The organism is Sphingomonas sp. RS6, from assembly GCF_054489705.1.
The window spans coordinates 395849-410845 of the sequence record NZ_JBTMWM010000001.1 but is presented as its reverse complement, the minus strand read 5'-3'; the positions used below and the strand labels follow the sequence as shown (position 1 = coordinate 410845).

Here is a 14997-nt window from a genome sequence, read left to right as displayed (position 1 = left end):
GTTGCAGCAGAAGGGGGTTGCTGTGGATGCGCAATGGTCGGGAACGGAAATGCCGATTCCCGTGCTTCATTTCGACGCGGCAACGCTTCCGGAGGGCGCCGGCTTCGGCGCGTGGAGCGCGGCCATCCCCACCCACCGGGTCACGCGGATCGCGCCCGCCAATGGCCCGTTCAAAGCCGTCGTCGATGCGTGGACGCTCGGCGATCTGGTGGTGACGCATTCGCGGATCGACGCGACGCGGCAGGTCCGCACGATCGACATGCTGCGGCAGGACGGCTGCGACTTCATCCAGATCCTGTTCGTGAAGTCGGGCCTCGTCACCTTCTCGCTCGACGGGCAGGGCGAGCGGCGGGCGGTTCGCCAGGGCGAGGTCGTGATGTTTGATACGCTCCGGCCGGTGACGGCGGAAACCAGCCCGCTCGATTGCATCACCTGCGCGGTGGCCCGCCGCGTGTTCACCGCCGCGGGATTCGATCCGCTGCCGTTTCACGGGACGGTGATCGATGGCCCCTGGGGGCGGCTGGTCGTCGATTATCTGCTGGCGTTCATCGACCGGCTGCCGCAACTGCAGATGGGCGACGCCCCGGCGCTGGCCGATGCGCTGGCGTCGCTGATCGTCACCGCGCTGCGGGCGCGAAACGGCCGCAATGCCCGCGCGCTGGCGCCTTCGGCGACTCCGCTGCGTCAACGGGCAGAGGCCTATATCGAACAGAATCTGACGTCACCGACGCTTTCCACCGACGTCCTTGCGCGCGAACTGGCGGCCTCCCGCGCCACGCTTTACCGGGCCTTCGCCGATGTCGGCGGCATCACCGCCTATCTCCGCTGCCGCCGATTGGAGGTGATCCATGCGCGGCTGAACAGCGGCGATCGCCGGACGATCGGCGAGCTCGCCCAGCGGTACGGATTCAAGAGCGCCGCCCATTTCAGCCGCACGTTCCGCGCCCAGTTCGGCTTCTGCCCCAGGAAGACGCGGAAGGAAGGCTCAGCGCTGCTTCCGGTTCTGCCCGCGAGCGAGGTCGCGCTTTTTCGCCACTGGGAAGATCAGTTGCGCTAAACCGCCGGCGGCGTGCCGACCGCGCGGCGCCGTCGCGCCTCAACGGCGACGATAGCGGAAGTACCAGACTTCATGCCCCTTGCGGCGCGCCTTGCGTTCATAGCGCGTCTCCGGCCAGTCGGCCGGGCGGGTGAGGAAATCCTGCGACGTCTGCGCCAGCCATTCGAAGTCGCTGCGCTGGCCCATCACCATCATTGCCCAGCGGCAATAGGTGGGATCATCGGTGCCCAGGCGGAATTCCCCGCCGCTGCGCAGCTTGGCGGCGATCATGTCGAGCGGGCCGTGGTTGATCATCCGCCGCTTCGCATGGCGCGCCTTCGGCCAGGGATCGGGGTGGAGCAGATAGACGTCGGTCAGGCTCGCATCGGGCAGGCGTTCGAGCACGCCCAGCGCGTCGCCCATATGCAGCCGGACATTGCCCAGCGCATCGTCACGGATGTGATTGAGCGCGCCGACCACGCCGTTGAGAAAGGGTTCGCAGCCGATAAAGCCGTGCGCAGGGCGCCGGATCGCCTGGCCGGCCAGATGCTCGCCGCCGCCAAAGCCGATCTCGAACGCGATCGGGCGATCGTCGCCAAACAATGTCGCGGCATCGAGCGGCCCGGTTTCGGGCACGCTGACCTGCGGCAGCAGCGTCTCGACGAGTTCGGACTGGCCCTGGCGCAGCTTGTGCCCCTGGCGGCGGCCGTAAAGGCGGCGAATGGTGGTCGGATCGGCCATGCGACGCAGCGCATAGTCGCGCCGGCCGTTGCAGGCAAACCCCCGTTGCGGTCGTCCCGCCGATGCAGCGGGCGCGGTGGCGCCTATCCGGCGAAAACGGTGGCGGACGCAGCGCGGCGCGCGTGGACGGCGCTGGCAGCGGCCGCCGCGGCGGTCCGGCTTGGCGCGGCGAGCGATGCGACGATCGGCTGCTCCTGAAAATGCCGGATGCCCGCCGCCAGCGCGGCCTCGCGTTCGGCATCGCCATGCACGCCCGGTGCGATGACGGCGACGCCCATGCCGCGCGCAAGCCGCACCACGCCTTCGACGATGCGCTGGCGCGAGGGCGCCGATTCGAGGCGACGGACCAGCGCCGAATCGAAGCGGAGCATCCGGGGGGTGAAATGCGCGAGCAGGCCGAGCGCGACCGGCCCGGCGGCAAAGGCCGAAAGGCTGACCATCAGGCCCCGGTTCGTGCAGGCCTCGATCAGTGCGGCCGCCCGGTCCCGGTCGACGCGCTCGTCCGCGCTGATCTCGACGACGATCCGGTCGACGGGAAAACGATGGACCAGCGCCGCGCGGAACAGATCGGCGAGCAGGCGATCCGGGCTGGCGGTCGCGGCGCAGAGCGGCAGCACGAGCAGTGCGTCGCCATCGGCGATTCCGGCGTCCACCGCCGCCTCGATCGCCCGCGCGGTCCGATGGGCATTCAGCGCGGGCCGGTCCTCGGGCGCCAGCCGCGCCGCCAGCGCGTGGAAGCCCTGTCCGCCGGCGGTGGCATAAGCGTGCCATGCGAAGGGGACGGGCGATCCCAGCGAAGCGATCGGTTGCAGGTCAACGCGAATCTGGAGCGGCTCGAACATCGTTACTCCTCACCGGCCCGGTCTCTTCCGGGGTTATGATGATGATTAACAACGTCTTGCCGGGCCGCCCATTCCGTGCGTCGCCGCAGCGGTATCGACCGAATGGGGATTCTACGAAGCTTGCCACCCGCTGCGCACGCGGCTGCGCGATGCCGATACCGAGTCGCGCAGCCGCCCGTCGCCGTCAGGCAGCGGTGCCCAGCGTGAGGGCCGGCCCCGGCAGCGCGCCGAGCTGGGGCGGCGCGATCAGATCGCCCTGCATCAGCGTGACGCCCAGCGCGCGCAGCCGGTCATGTTCGGCGCGGGTGGAGACGCCCTCCGCGATCAGCCGGATTCGCCCGCGTGTCGCGATGTCGACGACGCGCTCGACCACGATCCGCTTGGCCCAGCTGCTGCACAGGCTGTGAACCAGCTCGGGTGCCAGCTTGAGCGTGTCCGGCGTGAGCACGGAAAGCAGGTCGAGCCCCATGTCGCCCGCGCCGAAATCGTCGAACGCGATCAGAAAGCCCAGCTTGCGATATGCCTTCACCAGCGCGACCATCTTGTCGCTTTCCAGATCGTCGCGGTCGCTGAATTCGAGCACCAGTTCGCGCGCCGGAAAGTTCAGGCGGCGGACGATGCGCTGCATGCGTTCCGCATCGGCGACCGGATCGGTGATATAGGTCGGCATCACCTTGACCGCGAGGCGGACGTGCCGTTCGACGAGCCCCAGCGCGATCGCCTGTTCGATTGCGGCGATGCGGCAGCGCAGATCGAAGGTCGGCCGCGCCGCTTCGGGAAGCGTATCCACAAACGCGGCGGCATGTTCGCCGTCCGGGCCGCGAAACGTGGCTTCATAGGCGGTGATATAGAGCGTGGTTGTGTTCACGACGGGCTGGAACGCCATCGCAAACCAGTCCCGGGGAAGCGGTTCCTGGCGCGGAACGGATACGGGTTGGTCGAGCACGGGGCATCTCCAAGCTGGATCCCCGTATCGTCAGCATTATGCACTATTCGTTACCCGCGCATTGACGGGGTGGCCGGGGCTGTTCCGGGTGTCAGGCGCTGGCGGCCGCCTGGGGAAGCCGGGGCGACGGCAGCCGGTGCGGCATCGCCGGCGCCACCAGCTCGCCCTGGATGTGGAAGATGCCGAAACTGCGCAGCCGCTGCAGCACCGATTCGCGCGTGACGCCGTCCGCGATGATGCGCATGCCCAGGTCGCGCAGTCGCGGGGTCAGCTCCTCCAGCATCAGCCGGCGCGACCAGCTGGCATCGATGCCGTTCACCAGCTCGCGGTCGAGCCGGACCATCGCCGGGCGATAGCGGGCGCACGGGCTGAACCCGATCGGATCATGGCCGAGCCCGATGAATGCGGTGACGCTGCCGATGCGGCGATGGCCGTCGACCAGCTCGGCGAGCTGCTGTCCGGGAATGTCGGTATAGCCGTGGATGGCGAAGACCATCCGTTCGGGCACCAGCCCGCTGCGGCGGCCGGCATCCAATGCGGTGGCGATCGAGGTTTCGGCGTCCAGCGCGGCGGCGCCGTGGACCGGGATCATCAGCCGCGCGCTCGTCTCACCCAGCCCGGCGGCCATTGCGCGATAGATCGTGGCGGCGACGACGCGGCGATGGAGTTCGGCATGCTGGTGTGCCGGCAGCATCGCCAGCACCTCGTCGCCATCCTCGCCATCGGGGCCGCACAGCATCGCCTCATAGGCGAACACCCGTTTGCCCACGACATCATAGATGGGCCGAAATGCCAGATGCGGGCCGGTCGACGCTGCAAGCTGCCGGTCCTCTGCGTCGAGAACCATCCACTACTCCCTATCCCCCGCGTTAACCATGCGGGACAGCGAGTCTTATAGAGGGTCGCCGCGCCGGTCGTGGCGCGCGCGCATGAAAAAGCCCCGCGCGGCAGGGCCGGCGGGGCTGTTTTCATGTCCGTGGACGTGACTGTCAGGCGGCGAGCGCGGCCTTCAGATCGTCGACCAGGTCGGTGCGCTCCCAGGGGAAGAAATCGCCCTCGGGCTTGCGGCCGAAATGGCCATAAGCGGCGGTGCGCGCATAGATCGGCTTGTTGAGGCCGAGGTGCGTGCGGATGCCGCGCGGGGTGAGGCCGCCGAGCTTCGCGATGCCCTGGATCGCCTGCTCGATCTTGTCGTCGCCCACCGTGCCGGTGCCATGGGTGTCGACATAGAGCGACAGCGGCTTCGACACGCCGATGGCGTAGGCGAGCTGGATCGTGCAGCGCGTGGCGAGGCCGGCCGCGACGATGTTCTTGGCGAGATAGCGGGTGATGTACGCCGCCGAACGGTCGACCTTGGTCGGGTCCTTGCCGCTGAACGCGCCGCCGCCATGCGGGCTGGCGCCGCCATAGGTGTCGACGATGATCTTGCGGCCGGTGAGCCCTGCGTCACCGTCCGGGCCGCCGATTTCGAACGAGCCGGTCGGGTTGATGTGGTACTCGGTCGCGTCCGACAGCAGCTCGGCCGGAAGAATGTCGGCGACGACCTTCTTCACATAGGCGTGCAGCTCGGCTTCCTTGGCGCCGGTGTCATAGCCCGGCGCATGCTGGGTCGACACGACGATCGCGGTGGCGGCCACCGGCTTGCCGTTGTCGAAGCGCAGCGTGACCTGGCTCTTGGCGTCCGGCTCGAGGAACGGCGCCGCGCCCGAATGGCGGTCCTGCGCCATGCGCTGCAGGATCTTGTGGCTGTAGTCGAGCGTCGCCGGCATCAGGTCGGGCGTCTCGTCGCAGGCGAAGCCGAACATGATGCCCTGGTCGCCGGCGCCTTCGTCCTTGTTGCCGCTGGCGTCCACGCCCTGCGCGATATGCGCGGACTGGGCGTGCAGGTTGTTCTCGAAGCGGAAGGTTTCCCAGTGGAAGCCCGACTGCTCATAGCCGATGCGCTTCACCGTCTCGCGAACGGTCTTCTCGATTTCCGCCTCTGCGCCCGGCGCCCAGGCGCCGTTCTCGTACACGCCCTTGCAGCGGATCTCGCCGGCCAGCACGACGAGCTGGGTGGTCGTTAGCGTCTCGCAGGCGATGCGCGCCTCCGGATCCTTCGACAGGAACAGGTCGACGATCGCGTCGGAAATCTGGTCGGCGACCTTGTCGGGATGACCTTCGGAAACCGATTCGGAGGTGAAGAGATAGTTGGAACGCATGAAAATTCCTCGTTTGGGGAAAGGAGCGCCGGGCCGTTGCCATGCCCATATAAAGCTTTCCTTATATCTTCCCCCTAGCGGGACAGCCGGCGATTGGCAATCGCGAACAATCCCAGTGCCGCCGCCATCAGCAGCACCATCCAGTTGCCAACCCTTGAAAACAGTGTGGGCGGCAGCGGGCGGGGCAGCGGCAGGCGGATCGCCCCCGCTTCGTTGGGGGGGACGGTGCCGAGCAGCCCGCCATGCCCGTCGATCAGTGCTGAAATGCCCGTGGGCGTGGAACGCAGGATCGGCAGGCCTTCCTCGATCGCGCGCAGCCGCGCCTGCGCCAGATGCTGCGGCGGTCCCCAGCGGCCGAACCAGGCGTCGTTGGAAGGGTTGAACAGGAAGTCCGGGCGGTGCGCTTGGTCTACCACCTGGCCGGAAAAGATGATCTCGTAGCAGATCTGGATGCCGGCATTGCCGAAGCCGGGCACGGCGATCGCGCGCGGGCCGGGGCCGGCGAGGAAGTCGATATCGCCCATCACCAGCCGGGCGAGGCCGAGCGGCGCGAGCAGCGGGCGCATCGGCAGATATTCGCCATAGGGCACCAGATGCGCCTTGTCGTAGCGCCCGCCGAGCATGCCGTCCGGCCCCAGTGCCCAGACCGAATTGCCCGCGCCCTGCAACTGATCGTCACGGCCGAATTCGAGCGCGTTGCCGCCGATCAGCGCGCGATCATAGGGGCCGAGCATCGCGGCGATGCGCGCACGGACCAGCCGGGGGTCCTGGCGATACCATTGGGGCGGATAGCCGTCCTCGACATAGTAATCGACCATGCCTTCGGGCCACACGACGAGGCGCGGCAGCGGCCCGGGCTTGCCGCTCAGCGCGATCATGCGGCTGAGCACATATTCGGCATAATCGGGGCGGCTCACCGCATCCTGGCCGATGTTCGGCTGGACGATCACCGCCTCGGTGCCGCTCGCGGTGCTGATGCAGCGGATATGGTCGCAGCGATCGGACCAGCCGAAATGCAGTGCCAGCAGCGCGGCGGCGGCCACCGCGAAGGCGCGGTACTGGCGCTGGCTGGCGAGGTAGAGCGTGCCCGCCGCCGCCACCGTCAGCCCCGACAGCGCATAGGTGCCGACGAGCGTCGCGACGTTGCGAACGCCCGGCACCGGCACCCAGATCACGCCCAGCGGGTTCCAGGGATAGCCGGTGAAAAGCACGCCGCGCAGCCATTCGGTGATCGTCCAGGCGGCGGCGGCGGCGAGCACATAGCCGAGGTCCGGCTCGACCCAGCCCGATCGGGGCTTCACCCGTCGCGCGAACAGCCACGCCGCGCCGCCGACGATCGCGGGATAGACGGCCAGATACACCGCCAGCAGGACGACGGCGAAATAGCCAAGCACCGGCGGCATCTTGTCCTGATAGTCGAAGGCGTGCTGGATCCAGTTGTTGCCCAGCGTGAAATGGCCGAGCCCGAACAGCCAGCCGCGCAGCAGCGCCGCGCGCAGGCCGGGCGCGGAATGGATCAGCGCCAGGAACCCGGCAACGCAGAACAGGGTGACCGGCCACCAGTCGAGCGGCGCGAAGCCGGTCGCGGAAAGCAGGCCGAGGGCGAACGAGACGAGGAGCGGGCGACCGAACATCGGGCGCGGCCTACACCATGCCGGCGCCGAGGGGGAGGGGGCGTCGCGGGCCGCCGCCCGCCGTTCGCTCAGTCGTCCCCGCCGCCTGTGCCGGCGGCGACTGTATCGCGGATGTGCCGCGCGATCGCCGCCTGCTGGATGCGCGGCAGCCGGTCGCCGCTGCCGGCATAAAGCCCTTCCAGATAGCCGCGATCGACCTCGGTCATCGCCGCCGGCGCCGTTTGATCGCCGCCCGGCGCGAACAGCGACAGGATCGATGCGGTGCCCAGATCGGGCTGCGGCCGCGCGCCGCTCAGCCCGCGCATCGCCACATAATCGGCGACGCGCGCCAGGTTCATGCCGGCGACGGCGTCGCGATCGATCAGCACGGTCGAACGGACAATGTCGCGCCGGACGGGCGAGGAAAGTCGCGTCGACGCACTGACCGTCAGGAACGCCGGGTCGCTGATGTAACGGGTGGGCCGGTCGCCGTCGCGGCTGAGCGTCTCGGTCGAAATCCAGGCGCGGGCACGGCCGGGCTCGTCGCGGATCCGACGGATCTCAGGGATCGACGCGCCTTCGAGCGCATTGGAATTGCCCTTCGCCAGACGGCGCACCGCGGCGCTGCCATTTTCGACGAACAGGACGATCAGGTTGGGCGTGCAACCCGGTTCGCCGACGCGCAGCCCCAGCGACGCGGCGGTGCCGGACACGCGATCGACGATCGCGCGGTTCGCCTCGGCAGGCAGGCCGGTGGCGCCGACGCAGACGGTGCCGGTAAAGCGCGCAAGCGGCTCGGTCGCCGGGCCGCGGGCGGACACGCCGTGGACGAAGGCGCGCAGCGCCTGATCGTTGGCGCGCTGTTCGGCGGTGACGACGATCGACTGCGAATCCTGCCCGGCGGGCTCGGTGGCTGTTGCGGTCAGTGCCAGGATCAACGGAAACAGCATCTCGATCTCCTCCTGCATGGCAGCGATCCTGGTCGGGCGACCGTCGCGGTCTGGCACGCAGTTTAGGCAACCTATTGTTTCAGGCAACCCGCTTGATCCAGCGCAAGGCTGCGCCCATTTGGACGTCATGTTGATCGAAACCGAAGCCACACCCAATCCCGCGACGCTCAAGTTCCTGCCGGGCAGGACGGTGATGGAGGCCGGCACGCGCGATTTCGCGACGCCCGAGGATGCGGAAGCATCGCCGCTGGCCGAGGCGCTGTTCGGGCTGGGCGACGTCACCGGCGTGTTCTTCGGTCGCGACTTCATCTCGGTCACCGCCGCACCCGGCACCGAGTGGCACGCGCTGAAGCCCGACGTGCTCGGCATCCTGCTCGATCACTTCTCCGCGAACATGCCGCTGTTCCGCCAGGGCTCGGCGGCAGGGTTCAGCGTGCCGGCGGAATCGGCCGATTTCGGCGATGATCCCGCCGATGCGGACATCGTCGCGCAGATCCGCGAATTGATCGAGACGCGCATCCGCCCGGCGGTGGCGAACGATGGCGGCGACATCATCTATCGCGGCTTCGATCAGGGCAAAGTCTATCTGCAGATGCAGGGTGCCTGCGCGGGTTGTCCGTCATCGACCGCGACGCTCAAGAACGGCATCGAACAGCTGCTCAAATATTATGTGCCTGAAGTGACCGAGGTCCGCGCGGTCTGAACGTCCGCGCAACCGGCGACCTTCCTCCCCACCCGAAACCGAAAGGACTGGCTGAATGGGCCAACCGCTCGACGATGTCGCGCTCGACACGATGTTCCGCACCGCGCGCACCTATAACGGCTATACCGACACGCCCGTCACCCAGGCGGACATCGAGCGGATCTACGACCTGCTCAAGATGGGGCCGACATCGGTCAACCAGCAATCGGCGCGCTTCGTCTGGATCCTGAGCCAGGATGGCAAAGACAAGCTCGCCGCGCTCGCCAGCGGCAGCAATGCCGACAAGATCCGCAAGGCCCCGGCCAGCGTCATCATCGGCTACGACATCGATTTTCACGAGCATCTTCCCGAGCTGTTTCCGCACGCGCCGGAAGCGAAGAACTGGTTCCCCACCGAGGAAGGGCGCCGCGAACAGGCGTTCCGCAATTCCTCGCTCCAGGGCGCCTATTTCATCATGGCGGCGCGCGCGATCGGGCTCGACACCGGGCCGATGTCGGGCTTCGACAATGCCAAGGTCGACGAAGCGTTCTTCGGCGACCAGCCGATGGTGAAGTCGAACTTCATCTCGACGCTGGGCGTCGGCGATCCGTCGACGATCTTCCCGCGTTCGCCGCGGCCCGAATTCGACAGGTTCAACACGGTGATTTGACCTTGTGCCCCGCGATTGAGTAGCGCGGGGCCAATGTCCATCATGCCGCGAACGCTCGTCATCGAAACCGCCACCGCTGCCTGTTCGGTGGCGCTGATCGCCGGGGGAGAGGTGATCGCCCAGGCGCATGAGGTGGTGGGGCGCGGCCATGCCGAACGGCTGATCCCGATGATCGGCGAATTGCCCGGCGGCGGGCGCGCCGATGCGATCGTCGTCGATGTCGGCCCCGGCAGCTTCACCGGCGTGCGCGTCGGGCTCGCTGCCGCGCGCGGACTGGCGATCGGCTGGGGCGTGCCGGCGAGCGGCTATTCGTCGCTCGCGCTCATCGCCGGCGCCGCCTTTGCCGGCGATCCGGGGCTCGACCGGCTGGCGGTCGTGCTCGAAGGCGGGCATGGCGAACTGTTCGTCCAGGGTTTTGCCGCCGGCCCGTTCCGCGAGACCGATCCGCTGGTGTCGCTGCGGCCCGACGCCGTCCTGGCGGCGCTCGACGGGCGCGTCGCGATCGGCAGCGGCGTCCGCCATCTGGCCGCATTGTCGGACGGGCTCGATCTGCGCGAGGCATTGCCGCGCGCCGCCGATGCGGTGCTGCTCCCCGCTGCCGGTGCCGCCCTGCCGCCGCGCCCGATCTATGGCCGCGCCCCCGATGCACGGACGCTGGCGGAACGGGGCCTGGCCCCCGCGGGGGGACAATGAGCATGGTCCTGCCCGCGATCGAACTGCGCGAAGGCGGGGTGCATGATCTGCCCGCCGTCGACCGGATCATGCGGACCGCGTTCGATCCACTTTACGGCGAGGCATGGACCACCGCTCAGTGCATGGGGATGATGGCGCTTTCGGGCGTGTGGCTGGTGATCGCGCGCCACGAAGGCGTCGATTGCGGCTTCGCGATGGCGCGATCGATGCTCGACGAAGCTGAGTTGCTGCTGCTGGCGACTCAGCCCGCGATGCGCCGGCGCGGCGTGGGCGGCGCCTTGTTGCGTGCGGTTATTGCCGAAGCGCAACACCGCGGCGCAGTTACCGTTCATCTTGAAATGCGGGCGAACAACGACGCAGTCCAGCTATACCAGCGCGAAGGCTTTGAAAAAGTGGGGCGACGCCCCGGCTATTATCGCGGGACTAACGGCCGGTCGTTCGATGCTCTCACTTTGGCACGCCGCCTTTGACAAATTTTTGCAGAACTGAGTAGTGCCTGACTTGCTATTTGTCATACTTCGCACGATAGGGTCGATTCAGGCGACACGCTGATAGTCGCCGATATATGGGTCGAAAGGAATATCATGGAAATTTCATCTGACGTTCAGGAAACGCTCGTCTCGCTGACCGCCGATATTGTCGCTGCGCACGTCAGCAATAACAGCGTCGCGGTTTCGGACCTTCCCCAGCTCATCCAGAACGTACATGGCGCGCTGACCGGTCTCGGCACGGCGCCGGCGGAACCCGAAGTCAAGCAGGAGCCGGCGGTTTCGGTTCGCGCCTCGGTGAAGCCGGACTATATCGTCTGCCTCGAAGACGGTAAGAAGCTGAAGATGCTGAAGCGTCACCTGATGACCCATTATCAGATGACCCCGGAACAGTATCGCGCCAAGTGGAACCTGCCGGCCGACTATCCGATGGTCGCCCCGAACTATGCCGAGCAGCGCCGCACCCTGGCGAAGAAGATCGGCCTCGGCACCAAGCGTCGCAAGACCCGCTGATCCCGCAAGGCGATCGCGCCTGACGATCATATTCGGCGCCGGCCCGGGCCATGCCCGTGGCCGGCGTTTTGCGTTCGATCAATGACGGTGATCTGAACGCATGGCCTTTTCCCCGGCCGCTAATGGCGTTACATCGCGCGCATGGCTCGAAAGATCGATCTCGAAGCGCTGTGCCACGAAAAGGGTCTGCGCATCACCGAACAGCGCAAGGTGATCGCGCGCGTTCTCTCCGATGCGGAGGACCATCCCGATGTCGAGAAGGTGTATGAGCGGGCGGCGGCGATCGATCCGGGCATCTCGATCGCGACCGTGTATCGCACCGTCCGGCTGTTCGAGGAGGCGGGCATTCTCGACCGCCACGATTTCGGCGACGGCCGCGCCCGCTACGAGCCTGCGCCTGAGGCGCATCACGATCACCTGATCGACGTCGAATCGGGCAAGGTGATCGAATTCGTCGATCCCGAGCTCGAACTGCTCCAGAAGCAGATCGCGGAACGGCTGGGCTTCCGGCTGGTCGATCACCGCATGGAGCTCTACGGGGTTGCGCTCGACCGCAAGAACTGAGCGGGCGGCCGTCCGCCGCGAGGCGGCGGCCGAAGGCATCCCGACCCGGCTGAACTTCGCCGAGCAGGCGCGGATGTGGTTCCGCGTGCTGCGGCTGGTGATCGCGCTGCTGGTGCATGTGCCGCTCCATTATCTGTTCCGGCTGCTGCATCTGCCGTCGCCCTGGCCGCGGCTGTTCCTGGCGAGCGCAGCGCGGATCAGCGGCGCGCGCGTGCGGCGGGTGGGCACGCCGCTCCGGCGCGACGTCTTCTACGTCTCGAACCATCTGAGCTGGATCGACATCCTTGCGCTCGGCGGAGCCAGCGGCACCGCCTTCGTCGCCAAGGCGGAGATCGGCGCCTCCCCGCTGGTCGGCTGGCTCGCGGGACTCAACCGCACCGTCTATGTCAAGCGCGAGAACCGGATGGGTGTGGCCGCGCAGATCAACGAGCTGCGCGAGGCGCTGGCCGAGAACTGGGCGATCACGGTGTTCCCCGAAGGCACCACCACCGACGGCCGATCGCTGCTGCCGTTCAAAACGCCGATGCTGCGCGTGCTGGAGCCGCCGCCGGCGGGCGTGCTCGTCCAGCCGGTGATGCTCGATTACGGCGCAGTGGGCGAGGACATCGCCTGGATCGGGCAGGAGCGGGGGCTGAACAACGCCCGGCGCGTGCTGGCGCGACCGGGCGGCTTCCGCCTCGACGTCCATTTCCTGGAGCCGTTCGATCCGCGCGACTTTGCCGGGCGAAAGGCGATTGCCGCCGAATGCCGGCGCCGGATCGAGGCGGCGCTGGTCTCCGCGCATGGCGAGCCGCTGCGGCCGTTCCGCTTCGCCGACGAGCCGATCGGCTATCGTCCGGCGGCGGGATAAGTCCGGGGCTTATTCTCGCCGGCTTCCCGCGCTATAGCGCCGCCGATCATGACCAGTCCCAAGACCTTTCACGTCAAGTCCTATGGCTGCCAGATGAACGTCTATGACGGCGAGCGCATGGGCGAACTGATGGCGGCGCAGGGCCTGACGCCGGCCGATGCCGATGCTGCCGATCTCGTCGTTCTCAACACCTGCCATATCCGCGAAAAGGCCACTGAAAAGGTCTATTCGGAAATCGGCCGTCTCAAGCTGCGCGAAAGCGGCAAGCCGATGATCGCGGTTGCCGGATGCGTGGCGCAGGCCGAAGGGGCGGAGATTGCGCGCCGCGCGAAGATCGATGTCGTCGTCGGGCCACAGGCCTATCACAACCTGCCCGATCTCGTCGAACAGGCGGCGGCGGGCAAGCCGGCGCTCGATACCGACATGCCGGTGGTCAGCAAGTTCGGTCGTTTGCCCGCGCGGCGAAAGGTATCGCCCAGCGCGTTCCTGACGGTGCAGGAAGGCTGCGACAAATTCTGCACCTATTGCGTGGTGCCCTATACACGCGGCGCCGAGATCAGCCGCCCGTTCGCGGCGATCGTCGACGAAGCGAAGGCGCTGGTCGATGCCGGCGCGCGCGAGATCACGCTGCTGGGCCAGAACGTCAACGCTTGGTCCGACGATGAAGGTCGCGGCCTCCACGATCTGATCGTCGCGATCGACCGGATCGAGGGGCTGGCGCGCATCCGCTATACCACCAGCCATCCCAACGACATGACCCAGGGTCTGATCGACGCGCATCGCGACGTCGAAAAGCTGATGCCCTACCTCCATTTGCCGGTGCAGGCGGGCAGCGACCGCATCCTCAAGGCGATGAACCGCAGCCACACGCGCGATTCGTACCTGCGGATCATCGACCGGGTTCGCGCCGCGCGTCCCGATATCGCGATTTCTGGCGATTTCATTGTCGCCTTCCCCGGCGAGACCGATGCCGAGTTCGAGGAGACGCTCGGGATCGTCGACGCGGTCGGCTATGCCCAGTGCTACAGCTTCAAATATTCGCCGCGCCCCGGCACGCCGGCGGCCGAATGGGCGGATCAGTGCCTGCCCGACGCCGTGGCCGACGATCGGTTGCAACGGCTCCAGGCGGCGCTGGGACGGCATTCGCGGGCATTCAACGAGGCGAGCGTCGGCCGGCGCTGCGCCGTGCTGATCGAGCGGGTGGGGCGGCGACCCGGACAGATGATCGGCAAGACCCCGTGGCTGCAATCGGTGCATCTCGAAACCGATGCGCCGATCGGTGCACTGGTGACGGTCGAACTGGTCAGCGCCGGCCCCAATTCGCTCGCCGGCCGCGCGCTCGAACAGGCGATCGCTTGAGGGCCTGCCGCGCTGCCGTCTCGCGGGTTGTGTCGTAACGGGACGGCGCCGGGCGCGCTTCCTCTGATTTTTGCCCGGTTGCGCCGTCGGTTAGGCGGTGTCTGTCGCAAAGCCGTCATCCCAGCCGTGCAAGCCGGTGCTCCAACCGACAGGGGATATTAACCATGCGATTCGCATATATTGCGGCCATTGCCGCCACGCTTTCGGCTGCACCGGCGCTGGCGCAGACCAGCGAGACGGTCGAAGTCGTCTCCGGGCCCACTGGCATGCGCGCCGTGACGGTCGCGGCCTATGACCCGCTGGGCCAGAGCTTCACCGCCTTTGCCCAGCACCTGACCTCGTTCGGTTTCCAGTTCGAGGCGCTCAACCCTTCTTCGGCGAACACGCCGATCACCTATCAACTGCTCGCCGGCGAAGGCTTTGGCGGTTCAGTCGTCACCAGCGGAACGTTCACGCTCCCAGACTCGATCAACAACCGAACTGCGACCTGGTTCGATTTCGATCTCACCGGCACCGATGTCGTGGTGGGCAACCGGTATACGATGGTGATCTCGACCGGCAGCTATCGCAATGCGGTGGTGCTGGGGCCGGAAGTGAACATCTACACCGGCGAAGTGCTGGGGGGCGATGTCTATGCCGGTGGTACCGCGCTGTTCCAGGCGAGCAATCAGCCGTATAGCGGCTTCTGCGCCTCATCCGGCACCTGCGATCTCAATTTCCGCGTCTCGGGCTATAACGATGTCGCCTCGGGCGTGCCCGAACCGGCCAGTTGGGCGATGATGATCGGCGGCATCGGCCTCGCCGGCGCCGCCCGCCGCCGTCGCCTCCGCGTCGCCGCGTTCGCCTGAC

The 14997-nt window shown here is 67.4% G+C and carries 17 protein-coding genes; 10 read left to right on the top strand and 7 right to left on the bottom strand.

The window, feature by feature from the left end; all coding sequences use genetic code 11:
• Positions 1-49: 49 nt before the first annotated feature.
• A complete protein-coding gene (locus ACX40Y_RS01955; RefSeq protein WP_459117846.1) occupies positions 50-1057 on the top strand; it encodes a helix-turn-helix domain-containing protein in 1008 nt (335 codons plus the stop codon).
• 39 nt (positions 1058-1096) lie between these two features.
• Here ACX40Y_RS01955 and trmB read toward each other — a convergent pair whose 3' ends face one another.
• From trmB to ACX40Y_RS01920, 7 genes are all read right to left on the bottom strand, one after another.
• Positions 1097-1777, bottom strand: coding sequence for a tRNA (guanine(46)-N(7))-methyltransferase TrmB (gene trmB / locus ACX40Y_RS01950; RefSeq protein WP_459117845.1), 681 nt, complete (start codon positions 1775-1777; stop codon positions 1097-1099).
• 83 nt (positions 1778-1860) lie between these two features.
• The gene (locus tag ACX40Y_RS01945; RefSeq protein WP_459117844.1) at positions 1861-2619 is read right to left on the bottom strand and encodes an EAL domain-containing protein; all 759 of its coding nucleotides are present in this window, start codon (positions 2617-2619) and stop codon (positions 1861-1863) included.
• A gap of 184 nt (positions 2620-2803) precedes the next feature.
• Positions 2804-3565 (bottom strand): EAL domain-containing protein, encoded by a 762-nt coding sequence (locus ACX40Y_RS01940; RefSeq protein WP_459117843.1) that lies wholly within the window; start codon positions 3563-3565, stop codon positions 2804-2806.
• 91 nt (positions 3566-3656) lie between these two features.
• Positions 3657-4412: an EAL domain-containing protein gene (locus ACX40Y_RS01935; RefSeq protein ID WP_459117842.1), complete on the bottom strand. Its 756-nt coding sequence runs from the start codon at positions 4410-4412 to the stop codon at positions 3657-3659.
• A 142-nt stretch (positions 4413-4554) separates the two neighbouring features.
• On the bottom strand, positions 4555-5766 hold the full coding sequence (gene metK / locus ACX40Y_RS01930; RefSeq protein WP_459117841.1) for a methionine adenosyltransferase: 1212 nt from the start codon (positions 5764-5766) through the stop codon (positions 4555-4557).
• A gap of 74 nt (positions 5767-5840) precedes the next feature.
• Positions 5841-7400 carry an apolipoprotein N-acyltransferase gene (lnt, locus tag ACX40Y_RS01925; protein ID WP_459117840.1) on the bottom strand — a complete coding sequence of 520 codons (1560 nt, stop codon included), beginning with the start codon at positions 7398-7400 and terminating at the stop codon, positions 5841-5843.
• 68 nt (positions 7401-7468) lie between these two features.
• Positions 7469-8347, bottom strand: coding sequence for a hypothetical protein (locus ACX40Y_RS01920; RefSeq protein WP_459117839.1), 879 nt, complete (start codon positions 8345-8347; stop codon positions 7469-7471).
• 109 nt (positions 8348-8456) lie between these two features.
• On the opposite strand from ACX40Y_RS01920, the gene ACX40Y_RS01915 reads away from it, so the two are divergent.
• From ACX40Y_RS01915 to ACX40Y_RS01875, 9 genes are all read left to right on the top strand, one after another.
• Entirely contained in the window at positions 8457-9032 is a 576-nt protein-coding gene (locus ACX40Y_RS01915; RefSeq protein WP_459117838.1) for a NifU family protein, read from the top strand.
• Positions 9033-9087: 55 nt separating this feature from the next.
• Complete coding sequence (locus ACX40Y_RS01910; RefSeq protein ID WP_459117837.1) at positions 9088-9681, top strand: malonic semialdehyde reductase; 594 nt, start codon at positions 9088-9090, stop codon at positions 9679-9681.
• 33 nt (positions 9682-9714) lie between these two features.
• Positions 9715-10374, top strand: a complete 660-nt coding sequence (gene tsaB / locus ACX40Y_RS01905) for a tRNA (adenosine(37)-N6)-threonylcarbamoyltransferase complex dimerization subunit type 1 TsaB (RefSeq protein WP_459117836.1) — start codon at positions 9715-9717, stop codon at positions 10372-10374.
• A 2-nt stretch (positions 10375-10376) separates the two neighbouring features.
• Positions 10377-10844 carry a GNAT family N-acetyltransferase gene (locus tag ACX40Y_RS01900; RefSeq protein WP_459118383.1) on the top strand — a complete coding sequence of 156 codons (468 nt, stop codon included), beginning with the start codon at positions 10377-10379 and terminating at the stop codon, positions 10842-10844.
• A 114-nt stretch (positions 10845-10958) separates the two neighbouring features.
• Entirely contained in the window at positions 10959-11375 is a 417-nt protein-coding gene (locus ACX40Y_RS01895) for a Ros/MucR family transcriptional regulator (protein WP_459117835.1), read from the top strand.
• A gap of 141 nt (positions 11376-11516) precedes the next feature.
• Complete coding sequence (locus tag ACX40Y_RS01890; protein ID WP_459117834.1) at positions 11517-11939, top strand: Fur family transcriptional regulator; 423 nt, start codon at positions 11517-11519, stop codon at positions 11937-11939.
• The gene (locus ACX40Y_RS01885) at positions 11917-12789 is read left to right on the top strand and encodes a lysophospholipid acyltransferase family protein (protein WP_459117833.1); all 873 of its coding nucleotides are present in this window, start codon (positions 11917-11919) and stop codon (positions 12787-12789) included. Before ACX40Y_RS01890 ends, ACX40Y_RS01885 begins: the two co-directional genes overlap by 23 nt.
• Before the next feature lie 48 nt (positions 12790-12837).
• The gene (miaB, locus tag ACX40Y_RS01880; protein ID WP_459117832.1) at positions 12838-14148 is read left to right on the top strand and encodes a tRNA (N6-isopentenyl adenosine(37)-C2)-methylthiotransferase MiaB; all 1311 of its coding nucleotides are present in this window, start codon (positions 12838-12840) and stop codon (positions 14146-14148) included.
• 164 nt (positions 14149-14312) lie between these two features.
• Positions 14313-14996 (top strand): PEPxxWA-CTERM sorting domain-containing protein, encoded by a 684-nt coding sequence (locus ACX40Y_RS01875; protein WP_459117831.1) that lies wholly within the window; start codon positions 14313-14315, stop codon positions 14994-14996.
• The last annotated feature ends 1 nt before the right edge of the window (position 14997 follow it).

Bases quoted from the DNA above. Each gene is read 5' to 3' on its own strand.
- ACX40Y_RS01955 (WP_459117846.1), top strand. From the start codon at position 50: ATGCCGATTCCCGTGCTTCATTTCGACGCGGCAACGCTTCCGGAGGGC.
- trmB (WP_459117845.1), bottom strand. From the start codon at position 1,777: ATGGCCGATCCGACCACCATTCGCCGCCTTTACGGCCGCCGCCAGGGG.
- ACX40Y_RS01945 (WP_459117844.1), bottom strand. From the start codon at position 2,619: ATGTTCGAGCCGCTCCAGATTCGCGTTGACCTGCAACCGATCGCTTCG.
- ACX40Y_RS01935 (WP_459117842.1), bottom strand. From the start codon at position 4,412: ATGGTTCTCGACGCAGAGGACCGGCAGCTTGCAGCGTCGACCGGCCCG.
- metK (WP_459117841.1), bottom strand. From the start codon at position 5,766: ATGCGTTCCAACTATCTCTTCACCTCCGAATCGGTTTCCGAAGGTCAT.
- lnt (WP_459117840.1), bottom strand. From the start codon at position 7,400: ATGTTCGGTCGCCCGCTCCTCGTCTCGTTCGCCCTCGGCCTGCTTTCC.
- ACX40Y_RS01920 (WP_459117839.1), bottom strand. From the start codon at position 8,347: ATGCAGGAGGAGATCGAGATGCTGTTTCCGTTGATCCTGGCACTGACC.
- ACX40Y_RS01915 (WP_459117838.1), top strand. From the start codon at position 8,457: ATGTTGATCGAAACCGAAGCCACACCCAATCCCGCGACGCTCAAGTTC.
- ACX40Y_RS01910 (WP_459117837.1), top strand. From the start codon at position 9,088: ATGGGCCAACCGCTCGACGATGTCGCGCTCGACACGATGTTCCGCACC.
- tsaB (WP_459117836.1), top strand. From the start codon at position 9,715: ATGTCCATCATGCCGCGAACGCTCGTCATCGAAACCGCCACCGCTGCC.
- ACX40Y_RS01900 (WP_459118383.1), top strand. From the start codon at position 10,377: ATGGTCCTGCCCGCGATCGAACTGCGCGAAGGCGGGGTGCATGATCTG.
- ACX40Y_RS01895 (WP_459117835.1), top strand. From the start codon at position 10,959: ATGGAAATTTCATCTGACGTTCAGGAAACGCTCGTCTCGCTGACCGCC.
- ACX40Y_RS01890 (WP_459117834.1), top strand. From the start codon at position 11,517: ATGGCTCGAAAGATCGATCTCGAAGCGCTGTGCCACGAAAAGGGTCTG.
- miaB (WP_459117832.1), top strand. From the start codon at position 12,838: ATGACCAGTCCCAAGACCTTTCACGTCAAGTCCTATGGCTGCCAGATG.
- ACX40Y_RS01875 (WP_459117831.1), top strand. From the start codon at position 14,313: ATGCGATTCGCATATATTGCGGCCATTGCCGCCACGCTTTCGGCTGCA.